This is a genomic window from Algoriphagus iocasae (assembly GCF_014206875.1).
Taxonomy (GTDB): domain Bacteria; phylum Bacteroidota; class Bacteroidia; order Cytophagales; family Cyclobacteriaceae; genus Algoriphagus; species Algoriphagus iocasae.
On record NZ_JACIJO010000002.1, the window covers coordinates 760,728 to 781,642 of the forward strand.

A 20,915-nucleotide genomic window follows, 5' to 3' on the forward strand; every position below is an offset into this window, starting at 1 on the left:
ATAAGTAGAAATTCCTAAAAAGGCCATCATTAATTCTTCCCAAATACTTGAATAGATTTCTCATTTCGTGGAAATAGTCCAAATCATAAAAAACAACAATCCCCCCTAAACGGGAGTTGAGCAGGATTTATTTTGTGGAACAGTCTTGGTAAACTTTTAATAGCTTCCAAACCGAAGCTACTTTTTGCAAAGAAAGTATTTACCAACTTAACCACTAGTATGATGAGTTTACTAAAAGATGTAAGAGTCGCGATACTTGCGACAAACGGATTTGAAGAATCGGAATTGATTGAGCCAAAACGAGCCCTTGAAAAAGAAGGCGCTGAGGTTTTTATTATATCACCTGAGAATGATGAAATCAAAGGTTGGAAGAATGGAAATTGGAGTGATGCTATAAAAGTAGATGCTCGTGTAGATCAAGTGAGCGCCACTGATTTTGATTCTTTAGTGCTTCCAGGCGGTGTAATTAATCCCGATCTCTTGAGAAGAGATCTGGCTTCCGTGGATTTTGTGAAGAGTTTTTTCCAAGAACATAAGCCAGTAGCTGCTATTTGTCATGGTCCGCAAATGCTGATTGAAGCAGAAGTAACAAATGGCCGCACCTTGACTTCCTTTGAATCAATTCGGAAAGATCTGGAAAATTCTGGTGCCAAATGGGTAGATGAAGAGGTCGTGGTAGACAGTGGATTAGTCACCTCGCGAAGTCCGAAAGATTTGCCTGCCTTCAATAAAAAGATGGTAGAAGAATTCCGGGAAGGAAAACATGCCAGACAAACTGCTTGATAGTTGAAATCCCGATTAAATTATTTAATCGGGATTTTTTTATAAATTTTTTGGGATTCCCATATCCTATTTTTTTCTTTCTTTAGGAATACTTGAAGTGAATAAACTTTAATTCTTTAAATTTAATTACCAGATTTTCAATTTTTTGATTTCTATAAACAACTACTTATTTGATGACCATGAAAAAAATTCTACTCTCCGCACTCATATTTTCCCTTGGAGTAAGTATTTCATATGCCCAGGATGATGCAGCAGAGTTGGCTAAAAAACTTGCTAACCCGATTTCGTCGCTAATTTCAGTTCCATTCCAAAACAACACGGATTACGGAATAGGATCTTGGCAAGGAACTAGAAATACCATGAATATTCAGCCGGTTGTTCCGATTTCAATCAACAAGAATATCAACATGATCACTAGGATTGTTGTCCCGGTAATCACTCAATATAATATCACCGCTCCAGGCGAAAAGCAGGCTGGTTTGGGAGATGCAGTCATGTCTGCTTTCTTCTCTCCTACTAATTCAGAAAAACTTACTTGGGGGGTTGGTCCAGCTCTTTTACTTCCCGTAGGAACAAATGATTTTCTAACGACAAAGAAATTTGGTATGGGGCCAACTGCAGTTGCTTTGAAACAAACCAATGGTTGGACAATTGGAGGTTTAATCAATCAAATCTGGTCTGTGGCAGGAAGTGCAGATAGACCTGATGTCAGCCAGATGTTTGTGCAGCCTTTTGTGGTTTATAATTGGAAATCCGGAGCAGGATTAGGAGCAAATATGGAATGGACCCAGAATTGGAAAGCCTCTACTTCGACAGTTTGGCTAAACCCAACCATTTCTGCCGTAACCTCTTTAGGAAAGCAAAAAACTCAATTTGTCGTAGGCCCAAGGTTAAACCTTGCCGCGCCTGATGGAGGGAAAGCAGATTGGGGATGGAGAGCGGTTGTTATTTTCCTGTTTCCAAAATAGAAAAAGAATTAGTTGAGTTTTTCTACTCTCGAACATAAAATTTATTGAAGTGAGAATACAACAACTTTTAGGTGAAAGATTTACGTTTGGCAGAAAGGCATATTTTATTGTAATCCTCACAATAGTTTTAATTTGCCCAACTCAGCTTTATGCTCAAGGAGCGCAAAAAGTTTTCAATTCAGTTCATGATGCCTATTTCGATAGCCTTAGAAATATGGATTATCCATATACCTTTCCAATCCTTGGAAAAGGGGCGGCTAAAAGAGGATATGACTTGCCTTATGCTTGGGGTGTAAGCGGAATTTATTTTACCCAAAAGCAGGAAATTAACATCAATAGTACTTCCATTGGTTTTAATGGAAGTGAAATGGTTGACCTAAGTAATTTCATAAAATTTGGTCCTACAATTGCCACAACCAATGCCTATACTGTAAGACCTGATCTTTGGGTTTTGCCTTTTTTAAATGTGTATGGGATTTTTGGTGGAGGTACTACCCAAACGGATGTCACACTTTTAAGTCCTGTAGGTTTTGAAACGAGTCAACGGTTTTCTGTGGATAGTTATGGTTTAGGAGCTACTCTCACTGGAGCTTTTGGTCCTATATGGGTGGCTTGGGATAATAACTACAACTTTGCTGATGTAGAAGTAGTCGTGGAACCTGTCCCAGCTTTCAACAGTAGCCTCCGCATCGGTCATGCTATCTCAGATTATAATGACCCCGAAAAAACATTGTCTATTTGGGCAGGAGTGTTTTATCAGGTAATACAAAATGATACCCAAGGAAGTATATCTGTTGCAGAAATTTTCCCTGGTTTTGGTGGAGGAAATTTCATTGGTACATTGAATGACTGGGCAGATGGATTGCCTCCGGCACAAAAGGTTATCGCGAAGCAAATTATTGGTAAACTGGAAGATGCAGCAAATGGTATTGATACATCTTCTAGTATGATTAATTACAAGCTAGAAAAAGAAGTAGCAGCCCCCTTTAATTTAATTTTCGGTGCCCAATACCAATTTAATAAGCACTGGATGCTTCGGTCAGAATTGGGGGTTTTTGGCAAAAGAAGTCAATTTTTACTTAATCTTAACTGGAGATTTCCGGGTTTTAAAAAAGCATCACTATGAAGTTTAAAGCCATATTAATTATTCTACTTTTTGGTCTTCAAACTTCCCTTCGAGCTCAGGTAATCATGAGCTTGATCTTTGGGGACAAATTGAATAATGAGAACAATCTCTTTGGAATTCATTTGGATTACAGTTTGAATAACATGTCTATGTCTGGTGCCCAAGATCCATTGAAATCATTTAATTTGGGGCTCTTTTACTCCCATAAGTTTGATGAGAATTGGCATATGAATATTGACCTGATGGCTAAGTATCGACGTGGAGCAGGCGGAATAGCTGCCTACGACTTAGAAGATTCCAGCCTTAATTCTTTTTATGCTGATTCTGAATTGACTCGGAAGATTAATTATTTTAGTATTCCTGCTTCCATGCGTTATGCCTTCCAGGGAACCTATTTTGTTGAATTAGGACCTCAAGTTTCATTTCGATTAAAGGCTCAGGACATCTTTACTTCTGACCTTACTCAAGGAGATTTGACATTAGAAAAGGATATCCGAGAGCAGGTTAAGCGTTTTGACTTTGGATTTGTTTCAGGTATAGGAATGTATATAGGAAAAGATAAGGTCAATGCCTTCGGACTTCGATATCATGGTGGATTTTCAGATGTGATGAAAAATTATGAGGGAAAACAAAACCATAGTCAGATAGCCATTTACGCAAACCTTCCTATTGGAAGAGGAAAAGCTGGGCTTTAATTAGCTGATTTTCATGTAGCTTTTGGCTTTTAATGTCCGTATTGTCAAAAATTTCCTTTTCACTATTTCTTCAAAGAAATCTGATATGAAAACTAGAACTGCATTTATTCTTTGTTTATTGGCCCTATGCTTTATATCCTGTAAAGACAAGGAAGAAATGTTGCCATTAACTCCATTAGAGGGAACTTGGGAATATGCTTTCTACAATTCCGACCAAAATTTCTTTTTTATCTACCAGTACATTTTTGACCCCTCAGGAACCATGGAGAAAAATATACTAGTGAGAGAAAGTGAATCTCCGACCATTTTGGGATATTATAGTCATTCAACCGGAAGTTATGAGCTCCGGGGTGAGGAATATAAAGAAGTGGTTTCCAAGCAATATGAATTGGCATTAGATGCATACCTTTTTTATGTCCCAAAAGATAAATTAAAGGAAACATCAGTCAACGCCTCTCCAAAGCAAACCGGGAAGCTTACTTTTTCACCGAATAACAGATCTTTTGAACTCCTCTATCCTTGCAATGACACACCTTCATCAAATTGTTTAAGTGCTTTAACCTATCGACGGGTAGATAATTAAGTCTTTATTCATTTGGATGCTTTTTCATCCAGTGATCAACCGAGAATTTTCCTGATCCATAAACAAGAAATACGATTAATAGAATCAGGACAACCAAAGAAATTCCAAATTCAAGGTTGTTGGAGACGGAAAGAAAACCTTGTTGGCTATTGACAAAAAGCACTGCTCCTAATAAGATGGGAATCTGAAAGGAAACGGCGATTCTCGTCACTAGCCCCATGGCGATCAAAAGCCCTCCCACTAAGTGAGCAAAAGCTACAAAGTGAGCCAATCCTAAATTCACAAACTGCAAATCGGCATTGTTCATTATTGCCAAAAGGGCATCTGTGTCTGAAATAAAGAGAATCCCCTTATAGAGAATAAATAGACCTAAAATAATTCTTAGGAAGTCGATCCATTGTGGATGATGGGCATCTGCCCAGTGTTCAATTTTGGTGACTGTGTTCATGGCATTTTGGGTTAGGTACAGTGTTTTTTACGAAAAAAGTAAATTAATGATTTGAAATTCAGCTGATTATATTCTTGTTTTTCTTTGGACTCCAAATCACTAAACAGAATATTCAAGTTTAGAAATTGGAAAAATTAGTCTTCAACAATTATAAAACTGTTAATTTGGATAAATAACCTTATTCCTATGACCTCAATTTTAAGATTTATTTCGAGCGCCTTTCTACTCTCTGTTTTCAATTTTTCAGTTGCCCAGCAGTTACCAAGAGGATATCAATTGGTTTGGCAGGAGGAGTTCGAAAAGGAAGGTGCGGTAAGTGATGAAAACTGGAATTTTGAAAAGGGATTTGTAAGAAATAATGAAATGCAATGGTATCAGGAAGCCAATGCTGGTCAGAAAGGCGGAATGCTTTTTATAGAAGGCAGAAGAGAAAAAGTGGCGAATCCAGCATATGAGCCTGGAAGTGAAAACTGGAAAAAATCCAGAGAGTTTGCAGAATACACCTCTTCCAGCATCAATACCAGAGGCAAATTTGAGTTTCAATATGGGATTTTGGAAGTCAAAGCAAAGATTGACACGGCCTCTGGTATGTGGCCAGCGATTTGGACTTTGGGTATTTCAAAGCCTTGGCCGGCAAATGGCGAAATTGATGTGATGGAGTTTTATCAGGTCAAAGGTGAGCCAACGATTCTGGCCAATGCTGCTTGGGCAGATGCCAGCAAAAGAGCAAATTGGGATGAAGCTAAAATCCCATTTGCAAATTTTTTAAAGAAAGACCCTGAATGGGCAGAGAAATTTCACATCTGGAAAATGGATTGGACCGAAGACTATATCCGGCTTTATCTTGATGGTGAACTTTTAAATGAGGTAAATCTGAAGGAAACTATTAATCCAGATGGATTTAACCCGTTTCATCAGCCACATTATATACTGCTAAATCTTGCTTTGGGATCCAATGGAGGTGATTTGTCTCCTACTGATTTTCCAAGGGAGTATGTGGTGGATTATGTAAAAGTTTATCAGAAGAAGTAGGTTTATTCAAAGGTTTTGGAACTGTCAGAAACCAAGTAATTCAGCTCTTTAAGTTCCTTTTCAGTCAGATCTCTCCACTTTCCTACTGGAATATCCAAGTGAACATTCATAATCCGGATTCTTTTAAGCTGCTTCACTTCGTATCCTAAATATTCACACATTCTTCTGATTTGTCGGTTTAGCCCTTGGGTAAGTATAATCCGGAATTTAAAGCGTGAAATTTTTTCCACTTTGCAAGGATCTGTGACCGTATCGAGTATGGGAATTCCACCTGACATTCGTTGAATAAACCGATCGTGAATAGGTTTATCCACTGTTACGATATACTCTTTTTCGTGATTGTTTTTAGAGCGGAGAATTTTATTCACAATGTCCCCTTCGCTGGTAAGGAAGATGAGACCTTCGCTGTCTTTGTCTAATCGACCAATCGGAAAAATCCTTTGCGGATGACCGATATAATCAATCATATTGTCTTTTTCCCCCTTTGTATCAGTAGTCGAAACAATTCCAACAGGCTTATTGAAAGCGATGTAAACATGGTTTTGAATGGGCTTTCCAACAGGCTTTCCATCTACACGGACGATATCTGCAGGCATTACTTTGGTGCCAACCTCTGGTATTTTGCCATTAAGAGTGATTCTTCCAGCCTCCAATAATTTATCTGCTTCTCTCCTCGAGCAAAATCCTACCTCGCTTAGATATTTATTGATACGGATTCCCTGTTTCTCTTCCATGATGCAAAATTCCGGATTCTATGAAAATAAAAAAGCCCCGAGGAAATTTTTCTCTCGGGGCTCTTTAAATATTATAATGGATTACTTTCCTTTTTCTCCAATTGAAATCATTGCACATCTGAAACCGATAGAATTGGTTGCAGAGTCTTGGTGCATAAATCTACGTGTACCTGGGGCTAGCCAATAAGCAACATCTTTCCAAGATCCACCTTTATAAACTCTAAACTCATCGCTTAGCATGGAAGTCTCATAATTATCAACTTCGTCATATACTCCATCTTTTCTTAATGGGTTTAAGTCATCAAAATCCTGATAAGAAAGTGGGCGATAGATATCATAAACCCACTCATTCATGTTTCCAGCCATGTGATACAAGCCAAAATCATTTGGAGCCATGTCATACACGTTGGTAGGAAGGATTTCACCGTCATTTCTTTGGTTACCCGCGATACCCGCGTAGTCACCACGACCTCTTTTAAAGTTGGCCAAGAAATCACCTTGTTTTCCTTTTCTCTTTACGTTGTATGGATTTCTAACACCACGACCATCCCAAGGATAAATTCTCCCGTATTCTTGATTTTCGTCTAAGTATTGAGTTCCGATCATTGCTTTTGCTGCATATTCCCACTCACCTTCGTTTGGTAAACGGAAATCAGCCATAGCAACACCTCGCTCGATCAATTGATTCTTAGTAAAAGTAGAGTCAATCTCTCTTTCCTTTCTAATGATTTCCTGAACGTATTCAGTTCTCCACTTAGAATAGACATTTGCTTGAACCCAAGAAACACCTGCTACTGGATAGAAGTTAAATCCAGGGAATCTAAAGTAGTAAGACTGGTAAAGATCGTTGAAAGACATAGCACCAGACCATACATTTTCGGAAGGCTCCAATTTCAACAATGAATCTGCGCTGACATTTTTCTTCATTGCGAAAAGAAATTCACGATAATCATTGTTAGTGATTTCTGTTTCATCCATGTAGAAATTTGAAATCGTAACAGTTCTTTCCTGATTATCACGGAAGGCCATTACATCCTCTTCCTGAGAACCTAAAACTGCTCTACCACCTTGAATAAATTTCAAGTTTGGCCCAGGTATTTGCTCGGCATTCTTAGCCACAAAAAAGTTCGTGGAGTCGTTTTCATCGAAACTGAACTCGGCTCCTGTCGTCGCACTTTTTTTGCCTGGGTTATTGGCAGTTCTTCTACCGTAACCTGGAGTTTTGTTACAAGAGGTTAAAATTGAACCTGCGACAATTGCCAATGCCGCTGTCCACATTCCCCATGATTTGTTACTCAGACGCATATTTATATCTATTTTGGTCTTGATCAATTTGTAAATATAGAAGCAATAGACACTACTTCCAATCAAATTTATAGAACGCAAGTTTATGAAAAGGTGCTTATTATGCAAATTTCAAAGTATTCTACAAAATTGGTATGGAAAACTGCAATATTTATGCCAGTTAAAGTTTAATATTTCAGGCGTTTGACATTTCTTTCAATGCGATCTGGGCCTTGTTAATATTAGGTATTTCAGATACTGTAAGTATCAAACGGTTTTTGTGTTCTTTTATTTTGCTACGCTTCGCATGAAGCTGAACAAATTTCATGATTTTGCCGAAAATTTCTGAGGAATAAAAATCATCTCTGGAAGAAGGCAACAAATAACATTTCATCTGATTTCCTTTTAGACTTAGTTTCTCAATCCCCAGACGTTCAGCCATCCATCTCAATCTTACCGTTTCCATCAAATCCTCCACAGAATTTGGCAATGGACCAAATCGGTCAAGCAACATGCTGGAAAACTTAGCAAGCTCTTCCTCATTTTTGATGGCATCGAGTTTAGAATAAAGTCCCAATCTTTCGGAAATATTAGACACATATTCCTCTGGAATTAGAAGTTCCAAATCAGTTTCGATGGTACAATCCTGAACTAAAACTTTTACTTTTTCTTTGAGATCCACTTCGAATAAAGCAGCAAATTCATTTTCCTTGAGCTCTTGGACTGCTTCATCCAAAATTTTGTGATACATCTCGAATCCTAAATCGGTGATGAATCCGCTTTGCTCCGCTCCCAATAAATTTCCTGCTCCACGAATGTCCAAATCTTTCATGGCAACTTTAAAACCATCTCCAAGATCAGAGAATTCCTCCAATGTTTGGAGACGTTTTCTAGCTTCTGGAGTCAATCCCGACATAGGCTGAGTCAATAGATAGCAAAATGCTTTTTTATTACTTCGGCCCACACGACCTCGCATCTGATGCAGATCGCTCAAACCAAACATATGCGCTCTATTGATGATAATTGTGTTGGCATTTGGAATATCCAGTCCTGACTCGATGATATTGGTGGAGACCAAAACATCGTATTCATGATGAATAAAGTCCACCATAATTTTTTCCAACTTCTTCCCATCCATTTGCCCATGGGCTCCAATAACTCTGGCATCTGGCACCAATTTCATGATCAAATTGGCGATGCTATCAATTTCTCCCACTCTGTTATGGACAAAGAATACCTGTCCACCTCTTCTTAACTCATAAGCTACAGCATCTCGAATGGTTGCTTCTTGGAAAGTAGCTACCTCTGTCGTCACAGGCTGCCTGTTTGGGGGCGGTGTTGCGATGACTGAAAGGTCTCTTGCACCCATCAATGAGAAATGTAGCGTTCGAGGGATTGGAGTGGCAGTCAATGTCAAGACATCGACATTCACTCGAAGATTCTTAAGCTGGTCTTTCACTTTCACTCCAAACTTTTGCTCCTCATCAATAATCAAAAGACCGAGGTCACGGAAAACGATGTCTTTGTTGACAATTTTATGCGTTCCTACCAAAATGTCAATCTCACCGGTTTTCACCTGAGCAATAATTTCTTTGATCTCTTTGGCAGTTCGGAATCTGTTGATGTATTCAACTTTTACCGGCAAGTTTTCCAATCGCTCGCTAAATGTCTGGTAGTGCTGCATGGCCAAAATGGTCGTAGGTACCAAAACAGCCACTTGTTTTCGATCATTCACGGCTTTGAATGCCGCCCGTATTGCTACTTCGGTCTTTCCAAATCCAACATCTCCACAAACCAGTCGATCCATTGGATATGATTTTTCCATATCGGCTTTGACATCAGAAGTGGCCATGGCCTGATCTGGAGTGTCTTCGTAAATGAAAGAAGATTCCAATTCCACCTGTAGGACAGAATCCCTGTTAAAAGCAAATCCCGGAGCGGATCTTCTTTTTGCATAAAGCGCGATCAAATCCTTAGCGATGTCCTTAACCTGCCTTTTGACTTTACTTTTCTTATTGTCCCACTCAGGTGAGCCAAGTTTGGACATAGAAGGCATGGTTCCCTCTTGGCCAGAATATTTAGAGATTTTGTGAAGTGAGTGAATGTTTACATACAGCAAATCATCATCCCGAAAGACCAGTCGAACGGCCTCCTGAAGTTTGCCATTCACATCTACTTTTTCCAGTCCTGCGAATCTTCCAACTCCATAATCAACGTGGACAATGTAGTCTCCAGGATGAAGGGCTTTTAATTCTTTGATCGTAAGCGCCTTGGATTTACTTGCTTTGTTTCTGGTTTTATACCGGTGAAATCTTTCAAATAGTTGATGGTCTGTATAGCAAACCAATTTTAGAATTCGGTCTTCAAATCCTTCTCTAAGCCCCAGAAGCATACTTTGCACTTGCAAAGTCGGATCAAGTTCCCTGAATATGCCAAGCAAACGTTCGATCTGCTTTTCGTTTTCAGCAGTTAGTATATTGGTAAAGCCCTTCTTTTCATTTTCTGCAAAATTGCTGACCAACAAGTCAAAATTCTTATTAAATGAAGGCTGCGGGTGACTTTCCCATTTGATCTCTTTTGCGCCTTTGAGGTAAAATTGCTTTCCAAACTCGATTTGGGAATGTGCCTCAACCAAGGCTGAAAAGTCCTTTCCTTTGTCAAAAAGATCGGATGGCTTGAGCATCAACTTGTCTGTCTGAGTTTGTTTTGCGATCACTTCAAAAGCCTGCTCGGCTTTGTGAAAGCACTCATCCATCACATCTTTCGTCAGCTGAAAATCCTTGTGCCATACCTTTGCATGCTCAGGCAAAAAGCTCAAAAACGATTGTCTGACTTCCTGTAAGAGCTTGGTTTGAACATTTGGAATCAATGAAATCTGATCCACACTTGCGATAGAAAGCTGAGATTCCGGGTCAAAAGTCCGGATACTTTCTATCTCTTTTCCGAAGAGTTCTAAACGATATGGATGCTCATTGGAAAAGGAGAAAACATCCAAAATACCTCCCCGGATGGCATATTGCCCAGGTTCGTAAACGAAATCAGTCTTTTCGAAATCATAGCTGGTCAATATCTCAGCGACAAATTCCATATCCACTGATTCACCAACTTTTGCCGAAAATGTGTTTTCCAGCAAGGATCGTTTGTTAATTACCCGCTCGTAAAGAGCTTCGGGATAAGTGATAATAACTTTTGATTGGGAATTGGATTCCAAAACCTGATTTAGAATTTCCGATCGCATCAGGACATTGGCGTTGTCCACTTCTTCATATTGATAAGCCCTTTTGAAACTCGAAGGGAAAATCATGTGATCCTCGATTTGAAGCAAGTTTTGAAGATCCGAGTTGAGATAGGCGGCTTCTTCTTTATCAATCGCCACGATCAGATGAAATCCTCCGTGCTGCTGGAAATAGTTGGAAAAAAGCACCATATCCAGACTGCCGGCAAGACCTTTTAGTTGAATCTTGAATTTTTCCTTCTGATTTAATTCATGAGAAAGCGTCTGAAAAATAGGGTCTGACTGATATATTGATAGAAATGACTGGCGATCCAAAATAATAATGTTTGTGGCGAAAGTTTCGGAAGCCCAAATTTAGGGCATTCTATTGTCTTTAAAGCTAAATTGAATTGATTTAGAAAATTCTGAACCTACAGGCTTTTAAAATGTTTAGCTAAACATGGGCAGAACAAAAGAAGATCAAACCTGGTTTCAAAGGCTGGAAAATCTGCATCCATATGAAACCATTTTATACCTAGGCATGCTGGGAAGTGGTCTGATCTTTCTTTTTTTAGTGGTTGCTTTTCTTTTTTCCGGGTTAAATCAACTTGCTGGTCTGAACCACCAAATTCCAATCGCATTTTTGATTTCTACCTTTCTGATCATCCTTAGTGGATATACGGCTACAAAAATGCGAGTCTTTTATGTTGAGGAAAATACTGAAAAGCTTCAGGTTTCACTTAGAAACACCCTGATTCTAGGAGTTGCATTTACTGTTTTTCAGTTTGTGGGCTGGAAGGAGCTCAGTGATATGGGAATCAATTTCACCGGTATTCCAAGTGGAAGTTTTCTTTATGTCCTTTCTGGAATTCATATTTTCCACTTGATTGGAGCAATGATTTTTGCCCTGATTATGTGGATTCAGCTGAAAAAATATCAGCGTGATCAAATCAAAAATCTGGTTCTTTTGACCAATCCTTATGAGAAGATGAGGATTCGCCTGTTTACCATTTATTGGCATTTTATGGATGCGATCTGGTTGGTTTTGTTTTTTCTGTTTGTATTGAGTTTTTAAAGAAAGAATGAAGATAAAAATCAAAACCAAGGTTGAGCAGGATTACCTCAGTGTAAAAGAGGGGTTTAATGAATCACTTTTTAAAAAATTGAGTCCGCCATTTCCACCCGTAAAACTGATTCGATTTGATGGCTCTCAAAAAGGAGATTTGGTGGCTTTGGAGTTGAATTTTTTGCTTTTCCGACAAAATTGGGTCAGTGAAATTATTGAAGATCAAACTGATAATAAGGAGTTCTATTTTATTGATAAAGGAATAGAATTGCCATTTTTTCTAAAATCATGGACCCATAATCATCGAGTGATCAAAAAAGGTAATGGAAGTATTATTCAAGATGAAATCAGCTTTCAGGCACCATTTTTTCTCCTGACGCTGCTTTTATATCCAGCAATGCTACTTCAGTTTGGATATAGAATTCCTATTTACAAGAAGATTTTCAAAAGGGGGAATTAGTGAAGAGTAGGTTTGTTTTCACAATTTTCGATCAGACAATCTCCATATAGAACAAGAGAATGGCTTTTGATCGAGGATTGAAATTCCTTGCCCATCGCTTCTTTGATCTGATTGATTTTCGGGTCAGAAAACTCACGGATTTTTCGACATTGAATACAGACATGATGATCGTGGTGTTTGTAAGTCAGTGCCTGTTCATAAAGGGCAACTTTATCTTTAAACTGATGTTTAACAGCCAGTCCACTTTCGACCAAAAGATCCAGCGTGTTATAAATAGTGGCTCGACTAATGGTATACCCTTTATTCCTCATACTTAAAAAAAGCCCTTCTACATCCATGTGCTCATCTTCGGGCAAGGAATATAATTCATCAATTACCGAAAACCTTTCAGTGGTTTTTCTGCTTCCTTGTTTAGCTAGGAAGTTTTCAAAAATCTTTTTTGCTTTTTCTATGAGTGCTTTGTCAGCCATAATTTGGGTTGCTAAAAAATAAAGATGGATTATTCTTCAAATTTTGGCAAGGAAGGCACCAAATTCGACCCTTATTTGGTTTAAGTCTAATTTAACAAAGCAATAGCTTTTGCGTAAAACAAGAAGTAGAAATGGATTTTGAAAAATAGTGTATGTATATTTTTCAAAAAAGGCTAACTTAATTCTGTCACCCTGTTTTCTTACCCAAATGACTCTGAGAATTGTAATTCTTACATTTTTTTATTTTCTGCTGTCGGTCCGAGGACATGCACAGATTCCTGGGTTTTTTATGAAAGAGGAGCAGCATAAAGTAGAATTACCATTTTATGCTTCCAATAATCTCATTATCGTCACTGTTTCTATCAATGATAATTATCCGGTAAACTTCTTAGTGGATACAGGGGTCCGGGCAAATATTCTCTTTAGTAAAAATCTAGGTGACGCCATGGGTTTGACCTATTCCCGACAACTAAATTTAGTCGGGGCTGATGGAGCTGCAAGTTTGGTGGCTTTTGTTTCCGCTACAAACCATATGGACTTAGGCCCAGTAGAAGGGCTTTTCCAGAATTTACTGGTTTTAGAAAAGGACTTTTTGGAATTGGAAACGGTTATCGGGGTTCCGGTTTATGGAATTATTGGCTATGAATTTTTCAAAAATAATCCTGTAAAAATCGATTATGACAAAGGGATAATCAGTTTTTATGAAACGGAAGCCCTGAAATGGAAACCATTATTCTACAAAAAAATACCGATCTCCATCGAAAACCATAAGCCTTATATCACAGCAAGAGTCAAGCAACAAGCTGGACCTGTGTTAGATGCTAAATTGCTGGTCGATACTGGCGCAAATCATGGGCTATTATTGAATAAAGAAACCTCTGACCAGATCACACTTCCAGAACTATTCATAGAAACAGAGCTGGGACAAAGTCTCGGAGGAGAACTTTTTGGGTTTGTAGGTCGTGTCAAAGATTTGAATATTTCAGGATATCATTTGCAAAACGTACTCACCTCTTACCCAGAGGAAACGCCATTTAGTTTTGTCATAGAGGAATCAGGTCGCCAGGGAAGCCTTGGTTCTGAGGTGCTGGGCAGGATGAAGCTGATTTTTGATTATCCCAGAAATAGGATGTTGATTCAACGTGGGGATAAGTATTATGCGCCATTTGAATACGACATGAGTGGTCTCTCTGTGAAAAAAGTGCCTAATGACGAAAACCGGATTTATGTAGGTCAAGTCAGGGTAAATTCTCCGGCCTCTGAAGTTGGAATAATTGAATTCGATGAAATTCTTTCTATCAATAAGATTCCGATTTTTATTTGGGAACTTTCTGATATCATAAAATTATTTAGATCTGAAGAAGGAAAAGAAATAGAATTGGAAATCCGGAGGTATGAGGGATTGGATTTGGAAAAATACGAAGACCTCGTTTTTCGAATAATACTCAAAAAGCAGATTTAATCTTGGATCCTCTGCATTGGAATAAAAAATGGATACTTTTGATCTTATTGGAGAATTAATTTTCGAACCTCTTTCCGGGATTTTCGTGATTATTTCCGATTTATAAACCAAAAAACAGACTATGAAAAAGCTATTGATTCCTATTTTGATTTTAGCCGTTTTGGGTATTTACATGTATACCAAGGCAGTAGGAACTTATAATCAATTTGTTCAGACCGAGGAGCAAATCAATGGTCAATGGGCAGAGGTGCAAACTCAATATCAAAGAAGAGCAGACCTGATTCCAAACTTGGTTAATACTGTTAAAGGGTATGCAGAATTTGAGCAGGAAACATTGACAGGTGTTATCGAAGCAAGAGCGAAGGCTACCTCTGTAAATGTCGATGCAAGTAATTTAAGTCCAGAAAAACTGGCAGAATTCCAGCAGGCTCAAGATCAACTTTCCGGTGCCTTAAGCCGATTATTGGTTACTGTGGAGCGTTATCCTGATTTAAAGGCAAACCAAAATTTCTTGGAGCTTCAGGCACAATTGGAAGGGACCGAAAATAGAATAGCTGTGGCCAGAAGGAACTTTAACGAGTCTGTTCAGGCTTATAATGCAAATCTGAGAACCTTCCCGAACAATATCTTTGCGGGATGGTATGGCTTTGAGGCCAAAGGCTATTTTGAAGCATCTGCCGGTGCTGAGAATGCCCCTTCCGTACAATTTTAAATAACCATCATGGCAGAAAAGTTATTTTCTTCTGCGGACAAGAAAGCAATTGTTGATGCTATCAAGTCCGCAGAAGTTGCTACTTCCGGAGAAATTCAGGTACATATCGAAAGTCGCTGTAAAGGCGATGTGTTAGATCGTGCAGTGGATGTATTTGATAAGCTGAAAATGTATCAGACAAAGGACCGAAACGGTGTTTTGTTTTATCTGGCTGTAGAAGATAAAAAGTTTGCAATCCTTGGAGATGCCGGCATCAATAAAGTAGTTCCGGAGAATTTCTGGGAGCAAATAAAAGAACAAATGACCATCCAATTTAAGGCTGGTAAATTTACTGAAGGTCTGATCGAAGGCATTAAATCTGCCGGAAACCAACTTGGTGCCCATTTCCCATATCAGGGCGATTCAGACATAAACGAACTTCCAGATGAAATTTCTTTTGGATCCTAAGATCCGATCACTAGTTTTCATTTTACTCTTAGTTGCAGGAACTGTGTTTGCACAGGATTTTCCTCCTGTTCCTAATCCTCCGAGGTTGGTAAATGATTTCACCAACACACTTTCCAATTCGGAAAAGCAACAATTGGAGAATAAACTAGTGGCCTATAACGACAGCACCTCAACCCAGATTTCTATTGTGATGATGCGCTCAGTGGGTCAATATGACATTTCTGATTATGCATTTAAGCTAGGAGATGCCTGGGGAATCGGAGGGTCTAAAAATGACAATGGGATTTTGATTTTGGCAGCCATGGATGATCGGAAGGTTTTCATTGCAACTGGATATGGTTTAGAAGGAGCAGTTCCCGATGCCTTGGCAAAGCGAATTGTTGAGCAATTGATTGTTCCAAATTTTAAAATGGAGGCTTATTATCAAGGATTGGATCAGGCAACTGACATGATTATCAAATTGGCTTCTGGCGAATACAAAGCCGAAGATGTAGAATCTCAGGGTAAAGGTGGAGGCGCTATTTTTCTGCTGCTGATATTCATTTTCTTCTTCGTTATTCTTCCTTTGATCAGAAACAAAAACGACAATGATAACCACATGGGTGGTCGAGGCGGTGGAGTGGATCTTTGGACTACCATTATGCTTGCAAATATGCTTGGTGGAGGTGGTCGTAGAGGTGGTGGCTTTGGCGGCGGAGGCGGCTTCGGTGGTGGCGGCGGAGGCTTTGGTGGCTTCGGAGGAGGATCCTTTGGTGGAGGCGGTGCCGGAGGAAGCTGGTGAGATAAAAAGTCAGAAATTAAAATTCAGAAATCTGAATGGCCTGAAATCGAAATTGGTTTCAGGCTTTTTTTGAGTTTAATTTCTTAAAAGGACAATTCTTTGGGAAGTTTTAGTGGATTCCTACAAAACTCTGTGGCCCAAACGTGCATTTCTACTTAGGACTATGTATACTTAGTATTCTGACATTAATAACTATGATTTCTGTATTCCAAGCACTTTCCATCATAGATCAGCACACGACAATACTGGATTCAGTTGTATTGCCTTTGGACCAAATCAATGGATCAGTTTTGGCAGAAGATGTGTTTGCACCGATGAATTTGCCTCCTTTTCGTCAATCCGCGATGGATGGATATGCATTTCGATTTGGTGACCCAAATGAATTAAGCTTGAAAGGTGAAAGTAAGGCTGGGGATTTTGTGGAATTGCCGATCCAAGCTAATGAAACGATCCGGATTTTTACAGGAGCGAGGGTTCCCGATCAGGTAGATACTGTCGTGATTCAGGAGCATGTTGAAAAGCTAGAAGGAGGGATCAGAATTCTTAAGAAGCCTGCAAAAGGAACCAATGTACGCGCTGTTGGTGAGCAAATTAAAAAAGGTGAGCTGGTTCTAAAAAAGGGCACAAAAATCAATGCTGCGATTGTAGGTTTTTTGGCAGGGATGGGGATTGCAGAAGTACCAGTAGTACGAAAATCAAAAGTTGCTTTGATTGTCACAGGCAATGAACTTCAAGAACCGGGAACTGAATTGAAACCAGGATCGATCTATGAAAGTAATCGAGGGATGCTGGAAGCTGCGCTGGAAAATGAACTAGTCGATTTGCAGTCTTCAGTACATGTACTAGACAATCCTGATGCTACTTATGAATCTATTAAAGAAGCACTGAAGGCAGATTTGGTATTGATTTCCGGAGGGATATCTGTTGGAGATTACGATTATGTCAAGGAAGCATTAGAGAAAAACCAGGTTGAAGAGAAATTTTACAAAGTCAATCAAAAGCCCGGTAAACCGCTTTGGTATGGTAAAAAAGGGAAAACCCAAGTATTTGCTTTGCCAGGAAATCCAGCTTCTTCCCTTACCTGCTTTTTAATTTATGCGGTGGCTGCGATCCGCAAAATGAACGGAACTGCCAAAATTGATATCAATCTCAAGAAAGGGAAAATGAAGGGTACTTATGTGAATCAATTTGAAAAAGCTCTTTTTCTCCAAGTAAAAGAGAAAGCAGGCGAACTTGAAGTTTTCCCAAAACAAGTTTCAAGCATGTTGGTTTCATTCACTCAGAGCAATGCTTTTTTGTTTGTTCCGGAGGATGTAAAAGAAATCCAGGATGGTGATGAAGTAAGTTTTATTCCCTTCAAATTATGAAAGACCAAATAACTGAGAGAATAGCTGTTTATATTCTTTGTGGGGGGAAAAGCACTAGGATGAATGCTGAAAAAGGACTGGTCGAGTACCAAGGAAAAGCCTTTCTCCAATGGATTCTTGAAGCAGTTTTACCTTTGACAAACCAGATTAAATTGGTAACTCAAAACGAAGCATATGCTCAATTTGGATTTCCATTGATCGGAGATTTAGTGGAGGACAAAGGTCCTGTGGGAGGAATTTATACAGCATTAGCCGATTCTAAGATTTATTTAAACCTGATCTTAAGCTGCGATATTCCTAAAATTTCGACAAAGTTGATTTCCCATCTTATCCAATCGGCACAGTCTTCCAAAAAAGAGGTATCAATGTTGACAGACGGAATGCATGATTATCCTTTGATCGCTTGCTATAGAAAATCGGTTGAAGAGGATTTTAAAATAGCGATCAAGCAGAATCATTTAAAACTTTGTGCATTGGTGGAGAGTCTTTCTCCTCATAAAATTTTGATAAGCAGTCCAGATGACCAAAGCCTTCAGAATATTAATTCTGACAAAGAGCTGAAGAAACTAAATCAAGAAGCTTTCTATTCGGGTAGCTGAAAGGAACAAAGCCTAGGTTTTTCGAGTTGGATGCCAAGAGGATAAAGATTTAAAAAGGTCCATATATTTCCTTTTTGTAAATTGTGTTGATTTAAATTAATCCTATGATTCAGGTAAAGTATTTCGGTTTGATCGCAGAAGCAGCGAATTGCAATTCTGAAAATGTTGCTGAAGAGAATAAAACCTTGTCTCAAATTCTTTCGGATTTGACCTCTAGGCATCAGCTTGGAGATTATAATTTTCAGGTGGCAGTAAATAAAAAGATTGTTTCCAATCTTTCGGATCATGTGCTATCTGACGGAGACGAAATAGCGTTTTTGCCACCATTTTCCGGAGGTTGAGATGAGTCGATATATCCGCCAAATAACTTTGCCCCAAGTGGGAGATTCCGGACAACAAAAACTGAGATATAGCAGTGTTTTGGTTGTAGGTGCCGGCGGATTAGGATGTGCTGTTTTGCCCTACCTCGCAGCAGCAGGAATCGGAAAAATCGGAATTATTGATGGTGACAAAATCGAAGAATCCAATCTTCACCGGCAGGTGCTTTACTCTACCGATCAACTTGGTTTTTTTAAAGCGAAAGAAGCAGCATCAGCTATTGCCAAGAATAACCCAGAGGTAGAAGTCACTGTTTATGAGGAATATCTGACTGTAAAAAATGCCCCTCAAATCTTTCCTGAATATGATTTGATCATCGATGCCACTGATAATTTATTTATCCGATATGTGATCGACGACACTTGTCTGGCATGTGGAAAATCCTTTGTTTACGGATCAATTCATCAATTTCAAGGGCAGGTTTCAGTTTTCAATTATAAAAATGGTCCGAGGTATCGGGATATCTTTCCGCAGGAAAATCAATCAGTTCCCAATTGTGCCGAAGCAGGAGTATTGGGAACCACTGTTGGTATGATTGGCATGCTTCAAGCGAATGAAGCCATGAAAATTCTTCTCGAAATCGGAGAAGTGCTTTCTGGCAAGTTGCTGATTTATGATTTGCTGAGCAATTCCCAGCAAGTGTTTGAATTTGGTAAGGCTCCAGAGCAGAAAAAGCCTGATCTTTCTATTTCCTTTGAGATGGTTCAGCTGGAAAGTTTAGATATAGCTGAAAGCATTTTATTGGATGTTCGGGAATTGGGTGAAATGCCGGAGGTGAAATTCCCTCAGCTGATTCAGGTGCCACTTTCTGTTTTGGAAAAGGAATCTGGTAAATTGGAGGTTGACAAGGAATATTTGATCTTTTGCCAATCCGGCATTCGAAGTAGAAAGGCCGCTGAGTTGCTTTCCAAAAAAGGATTTCAGAATTTGAAGTTGATACGTGGAGGAGCAAAGGACATATTACAATTAACACAAAATGAAAAAAGTATTTCTTGAGGGAGCAATTTCCCCAGAGTTCATAGCAGATTCTATCGCCAAGCATCAAGGCAAACACAGTATTGGTGCCCATAATATCTTTTTGGGTCAGGTGAGAGGGGATGAAGTCGATGGTAAAAAGGTAGAATCGATAGAGTTTACCAGCTATGAGGAAATGGCCAATGAAAAACTTCATGAGATCCGGGAAGCTGCTTTTGAGAAGTTTGATCTGACCTGCATACATATCTATCACAGTTTAGGAAATGTGAAAGTTGGAGGAATTTGCATCTTCGTTTTTGTCTCTGCACCTCGCAGAAAACAAGTATATGAGGCCACCGAATGGCTAGTGAATCAGGTGAAAACGGAAGTTCCGATTTTTGGGAAGGAGATATTTGAGAACGAGGAGTCACAGTGGAAGGTTAATAGTTGAGGAAATCAGAAGTTTAAAAAGTTTTCAGTTGGCAGTCGCAGTAGGCAGTGTGAAAAGTCAGAAAGCTAAAGTCAGAAGTCTGAAAAGGGAAAAGAAAATAGGTAACGGAATGAATGTCAGGCTGAGCGGAGTCGAAGCCATTTCTTTCACAGTGAAAAAAAAGTAGTCATTAGGAAGAACATAAATTCAGAAAGCTGAAATCAGAAGTTTAAAAAGTTTTCAGTAGGCAGTCGCAGTTGGCAGTTGGGGAAGTCAGAAAGCTAAATTTAGAAGTCTGAAAAGGAAATAAGAGGTTAGAAACTGAAAATAGGAAACGGAATGAATGTCAGGCTGAGCGGAGTCGAAGCCTTTACTTTCAAAGTGTAAAAAAAATAGTCTGAAGGAAGGACATAAATTCAGAAGGCTGAATTCAGAAGTTTGAAAAGTTTTCAGTGCGCAGTCGCAGTAGGCAGTGTGAAAAGTCAGAAAGCTAAAGTCAGAAGTCTGAAAAGGGAAAGAAATTAGAAACTGAAAATAGTAAACGAAATAAATGTCAGGCTGAGCGGAGTCGAAGCCATTTCTTTCACTTGATAAAAAGTAGTCAGTAGGAAGGGCATAAATTCAGAAAGCTGAAATCAGAAGTTTAAAAAGTTTTCAGTGCGAAGTCGCAGTTGGCAGTTGGGGAAGTCAGAAAGCTAAAGTCAGAAGTCTGAAAAGGGAAAGAAATTAGAAACTGAAAATAGTAAACGGAATAAATGTCAGGCTGAGCGGAGTCGAAGCCATTTCTTTCACTTGATAAAAAGTAGTCAGTAGGAAGGGCATAAATTCAGAAAGCTGAAATCAGAAGTTTAAAAAGTTTTCAGTTGGCAGTCGCAGTAGGCAGTGTGGAAAGTCAGAAAGCTAAATTTAGAAGTCTGAAAAG

Annotated in this window: 22 protein-coding genes; 17 read left to right on the top strand and 5 right to left on the bottom strand. The window is 39.0% G+C overall.

The genetic code is table 11. The features are described from left to right. Window positions 1–219: 219 nt before the first annotated feature. From FHS59_RS10745 to FHS59_RS10765, 5 genes are all read left to right on the top strand, one after another. Window positions 220–783, top strand: coding sequence for a type 1 glutamine amidotransferase domain-containing protein (locus FHS59_RS10745; RefSeq protein WP_221444488.1), 564 nt, complete (start codon window positions 220–222; stop codon window positions 781–783). A gap of 179 nt (window positions 784–962) precedes the next feature. Beyond that, window positions 963–1,751: a hypothetical protein gene (locus FHS59_RS10750; protein ID WP_184495144.1), complete on the top strand. Its 789-nt coding sequence runs from the start codon at window positions 963–965 to the stop codon at window positions 1,749–1,751. 49 nt (window positions 1,752–1,800) lie between these two features. After that, window positions 1,801–2,877 (top strand): hypothetical protein, encoded by a 1,077-nt coding sequence (locus tag FHS59_RS10755; protein WP_246388402.1) that lies wholly within the window; start codon window positions 1,801–1,803, stop codon window positions 2,875–2,877. Then, entirely contained in the window at window positions 2,874–3,572 is a 699-nt protein-coding gene (locus tag FHS59_RS10760) for an outer membrane beta-barrel protein (protein WP_184495145.1), read from the top strand. The genes FHS59_RS10755 and FHS59_RS10760 overlap by 4 nt, the downstream gene beginning before the upstream one ends. 85 nt (window positions 3,573–3,657) lie before the next feature. Continuing rightward, window positions 3,658–4,155, top strand: coding sequence for a hypothetical protein (locus FHS59_RS10765; RefSeq protein ID WP_184495146.1), 498 nt, complete (start codon window positions 3,658–3,660; stop codon window positions 4,153–4,155). 4 nt (window positions 4,156–4,159) lie between these two features. On the opposite strand, the gene FHS59_RS10770 is transcribed toward FHS59_RS10765, so the two are convergent. Further along, window positions 4,160–4,603 carry a DoxX family protein gene (locus FHS59_RS10770; protein ID WP_184495147.1) on the bottom strand — a complete coding sequence of 148 codons (444 nt, stop codon included), beginning with the start codon at window positions 4,601–4,603 and terminating at the stop codon, window positions 4,160–4,162. Between the two features lie 186 nt (window positions 4,604–4,789). Here FHS59_RS10770 and FHS59_RS10775 point away from each other — a divergent pair, with 186 nt between their 5' ends. Continuing rightward, window positions 4,790–5,635: a glycoside hydrolase family 16 protein gene (locus tag FHS59_RS10775; protein ID WP_184495148.1), complete on the top strand. Its 846-nt coding sequence runs from the start codon at window positions 4,790–4,792 to the stop codon at window positions 5,633–5,635. 2 nt (window positions 5,636–5,637) lie between these two features. On the opposite strand, the gene rluF is transcribed toward FHS59_RS10775, so the two are convergent. The 3 genes from rluF to mfd all read right to left on the bottom strand — a co-directional run bounded on the left by rluF (window position 5,638) and on the right by mfd (window position 11,203). Beyond that, window positions 5,638–6,369 (bottom strand): 23S rRNA pseudouridine(2604) synthase RluF, encoded by a 732-nt coding sequence (gene rluF, locus FHS59_RS10780; RefSeq protein ID WP_184495149.1) that lies wholly within the window; start codon window positions 6,367–6,369, stop codon window positions 5,638–5,640. A gap of 81 nt (window positions 6,370–6,450) precedes the next feature. Next, entirely contained in the window at window positions 6,451–7,674 is a 1,224-nt protein-coding gene (gldJ, locus tag FHS59_RS10785) for a gliding motility lipoprotein GldJ (RefSeq protein ID WP_184495150.1), read from the bottom strand. A 175-nt stretch (window positions 7,675–7,849) separates the two neighbouring features. Beyond that, entirely contained in the window at window positions 7,850–11,203 is a 3,354-nt protein-coding gene (gene mfd, locus FHS59_RS10790) for a transcription-repair coupling factor (protein ID WP_184495151.1), read from the bottom strand. Between the two features lie 124 nt (window positions 11,204–11,327). On the opposite strand from mfd, the gene FHS59_RS10795 reads away from it, so the two are divergent. Together FHS59_RS10795 and FHS59_RS10800 are read left to right on the top strand one after the other, a co-directional pair. Then, window positions 11,328–11,942: a cytochrome c oxidase subunit 3 gene (locus FHS59_RS10795; protein ID WP_184495152.1), complete on the top strand. Its 615-nt coding sequence runs from the start codon at window positions 11,328–11,330 to the stop codon at window positions 11,940–11,942. A gap of 7 nt (window positions 11,943–11,949) precedes the next feature. Next, window positions 11,950–12,393 (top strand): SRPBCC family protein, encoded by a 444-nt coding sequence (locus FHS59_RS10800; RefSeq protein WP_184495153.1) that lies wholly within the window; start codon window positions 11,950–11,952, stop codon window positions 12,391–12,393. Here the strand turns inward: FHS59_RS10800 and FHS59_RS10805 are convergent. Then, on the bottom strand, window positions 12,390–12,863 hold the full coding sequence (locus FHS59_RS10805; protein WP_184495154.1) for a Fur family transcriptional regulator: 474 nt from the start codon (window positions 12,861–12,863) through the stop codon (window positions 12,390–12,392). The two genes, FHS59_RS10800 and FHS59_RS10805, sit on opposite strands and share 4 nt — an antisense overlap. A 289-nt stretch (window positions 12,864–13,152) precedes the next feature. Here FHS59_RS10805 and FHS59_RS10810 point away from each other — a divergent pair, with 289 nt between their 5' ends. From FHS59_RS10810 to FHS59_RS10850, 9 genes are all read left to right on the top strand, one after another. After that, window positions 13,153–14,325, top strand: coding sequence for a pepsin/retropepsin-like aspartic protease family protein (locus tag FHS59_RS10810; protein ID WP_246388404.1), 1,173 nt, complete (start codon window positions 13,153–13,155; stop codon window positions 14,323–14,325). 121 nt (window positions 14,326–14,446) lie between these two features. Beyond that, window positions 14,447–15,037: a LemA family protein gene (locus FHS59_RS10815; RefSeq protein WP_184495156.1), complete on the top strand. Its 591-nt coding sequence runs from the start codon at window positions 14,447–14,449 to the stop codon at window positions 15,035–15,037. Window positions 15,038–15,046: 9 nt separating this feature from the next. Beyond that, window positions 15,047–15,484 (top strand): TPM domain-containing protein, encoded by a 438-nt coding sequence (locus FHS59_RS10820; protein WP_184495157.1) that lies wholly within the window; start codon window positions 15,047–15,049, stop codon window positions 15,482–15,484. Continuing rightward, the gene (locus FHS59_RS10825; RefSeq protein ID WP_184495158.1) at window positions 15,462–16,265 is read left to right on the top strand and encodes a TPM domain-containing protein; all 804 of its coding nucleotides are present in this window, start codon (window positions 15,462–15,464) and stop codon (window positions 16,263–16,265) included. Before FHS59_RS10820 ends, FHS59_RS10825 begins: the two co-directional genes overlap by 23 nt. Window positions 16,266–16,459: 194 nt before the next feature. Further along, complete coding sequence (locus FHS59_RS10830; protein WP_184495159.1) at window positions 16,460–17,632, top strand: molybdopterin molybdotransferase MoeA; 1,173 nt, start codon at window positions 16,460–16,462, stop codon at window positions 17,630–17,632. After that, window positions 17,629–18,231, top strand: coding sequence for a molybdenum cofactor guanylyltransferase (locus FHS59_RS10835; protein ID WP_184495160.1), 603 nt, complete (start codon window positions 17,629–17,631; stop codon window positions 18,229–18,231). Before FHS59_RS10830 ends, FHS59_RS10835 begins: the two co-directional genes overlap by 4 nt. A gap of 104 nt (window positions 18,232–18,335) precedes the next feature. Then, on the top strand, window positions 18,336–18,572 hold the full coding sequence (locus tag FHS59_RS10840) for a MoaD/ThiS family protein (protein ID WP_184495161.1): 237 nt from the start codon (window positions 18,336–18,338) through the stop codon (window positions 18,570–18,572). Window position 18,573: 1 nt separating this feature from the next. Continuing rightward, entirely contained in the window at window positions 18,574–19,605 is a 1,032-nt protein-coding gene (locus tag FHS59_RS10845) for a HesA/MoeB/ThiF family protein (protein WP_184495162.1), read from the top strand. Next, window positions 19,586–20,014 (top strand): molybdenum cofactor biosynthesis protein MoaE, encoded by a 429-nt coding sequence (locus tag FHS59_RS10850; protein ID WP_184495163.1) that lies wholly within the window; start codon window positions 19,586–19,588, stop codon window positions 20,012–20,014. The genes FHS59_RS10845 and FHS59_RS10850 overlap by 20 nt, the downstream gene beginning before the upstream one ends. The last annotated feature ends 901 nt before the right edge of the window (window positions 20,015–20,915 follow it).

Excerpts from the sequence above, each read along its gene's own strand:
- FHS59_RS10745 (WP_221444488.1), top strand. The coding sequence starts at position 220 with ATGATGAGTTTACTAAAAGATGTAAGAGTCGCGATACTTGCGACAAAC.
- FHS59_RS10750 (WP_184495144.1), top strand. The coding sequence starts at position 963 with ATGAAAAAAATTCTACTCTCCGCACTCATATTTTCCCTTGGAGTAAGT.
- FHS59_RS10760 (WP_184495145.1), top strand. The coding sequence starts at position 2,874 with ATGAAGTTTAAAGCCATATTAATTATTCTACTTTTTGGTCTTCAAACT.
- FHS59_RS10765 (WP_184495146.1), top strand. The coding sequence starts at position 3,658 with ATGAAAACTAGAACTGCATTTATTCTTTGTTTATTGGCCCTATGCTTT.
- FHS59_RS10770 (WP_184495147.1), bottom strand. The coding sequence starts at position 4,603 with ATGAACACAGTCACCAAAATTGAACACTGGGCAGATGCCCATCATCCA.
- FHS59_RS10775 (WP_184495148.1), top strand. The coding sequence starts at position 4,790 with ATGACCTCAATTTTAAGATTTATTTCGAGCGCCTTTCTACTCTCTGTT.
- rluF (WP_184495149.1), bottom strand. The coding sequence starts at position 6,369 with ATGGAAGAGAAACAGGGAATCCGTATCAATAAATATCTAAGCGAGGTA.
- gldJ (WP_184495150.1), bottom strand. The coding sequence starts at position 7,674 with ATGCGTCTGAGTAACAAATCATGGGGAATGTGGACAGCGGCATTGGCA.
- FHS59_RS10795 (WP_184495152.1), top strand. The coding sequence starts at position 11,328 with ATGGGCAGAACAAAAGAAGATCAAACCTGGTTTCAAAGGCTGGAAAAT.
- FHS59_RS10800 (WP_184495153.1), top strand. The coding sequence starts at position 11,950 with ATGAAGATAAAAATCAAAACCAAGGTTGAGCAGGATTACCTCAGTGTA.
- FHS59_RS10805 (WP_184495154.1), bottom strand. The coding sequence starts at position 12,863 with ATGGCTGACAAAGCACTCATAGAAAAAGCAAAAAAGATTTTTGAAAAC.
- FHS59_RS10810 (WP_246388404.1), top strand. The coding sequence starts at position 13,153 with ATGAAAGAGGAGCAGCATAAAGTAGAATTACCATTTTATGCTTCCAAT.
- FHS59_RS10815 (WP_184495156.1), top strand. The coding sequence starts at position 14,447 with ATGAAAAAGCTATTGATTCCTATTTTGATTTTAGCCGTTTTGGGTATT.
- FHS59_RS10820 (WP_184495157.1), top strand. The coding sequence starts at position 15,047 with ATGGCAGAAAAGTTATTTTCTTCTGCGGACAAGAAAGCAATTGTTGAT.
- FHS59_RS10825 (WP_184495158.1), top strand. The coding sequence starts at position 15,462 with ATGAAATTTCTTTTGGATCCTAAGATCCGATCACTAGTTTTCATTTTA.
- FHS59_RS10830 (WP_184495159.1), top strand. The coding sequence starts at position 16,460 with ATGATTTCTGTATTCCAAGCACTTTCCATCATAGATCAGCACACGACA.
- FHS59_RS10835 (WP_184495160.1), top strand. The coding sequence starts at position 17,629 with ATGAAAGACCAAATAACTGAGAGAATAGCTGTTTATATTCTTTGTGGG.
- FHS59_RS10840 (WP_184495161.1), top strand. The coding sequence starts at position 18,336 with ATGATTCAGGTAAAGTATTTCGGTTTGATCGCAGAAGCAGCGAATTGC.
- FHS59_RS10845 (WP_184495162.1), top strand. The coding sequence starts at position 18,574 with ATGAGTCGATATATCCGCCAAATAACTTTGCCCCAAGTGGGAGATTCC.
- FHS59_RS10850 (WP_184495163.1), top strand. The coding sequence starts at position 19,586 with ATGAAAAAAGTATTTCTTGAGGGAGCAATTTCCCCAGAGTTCATAGCA.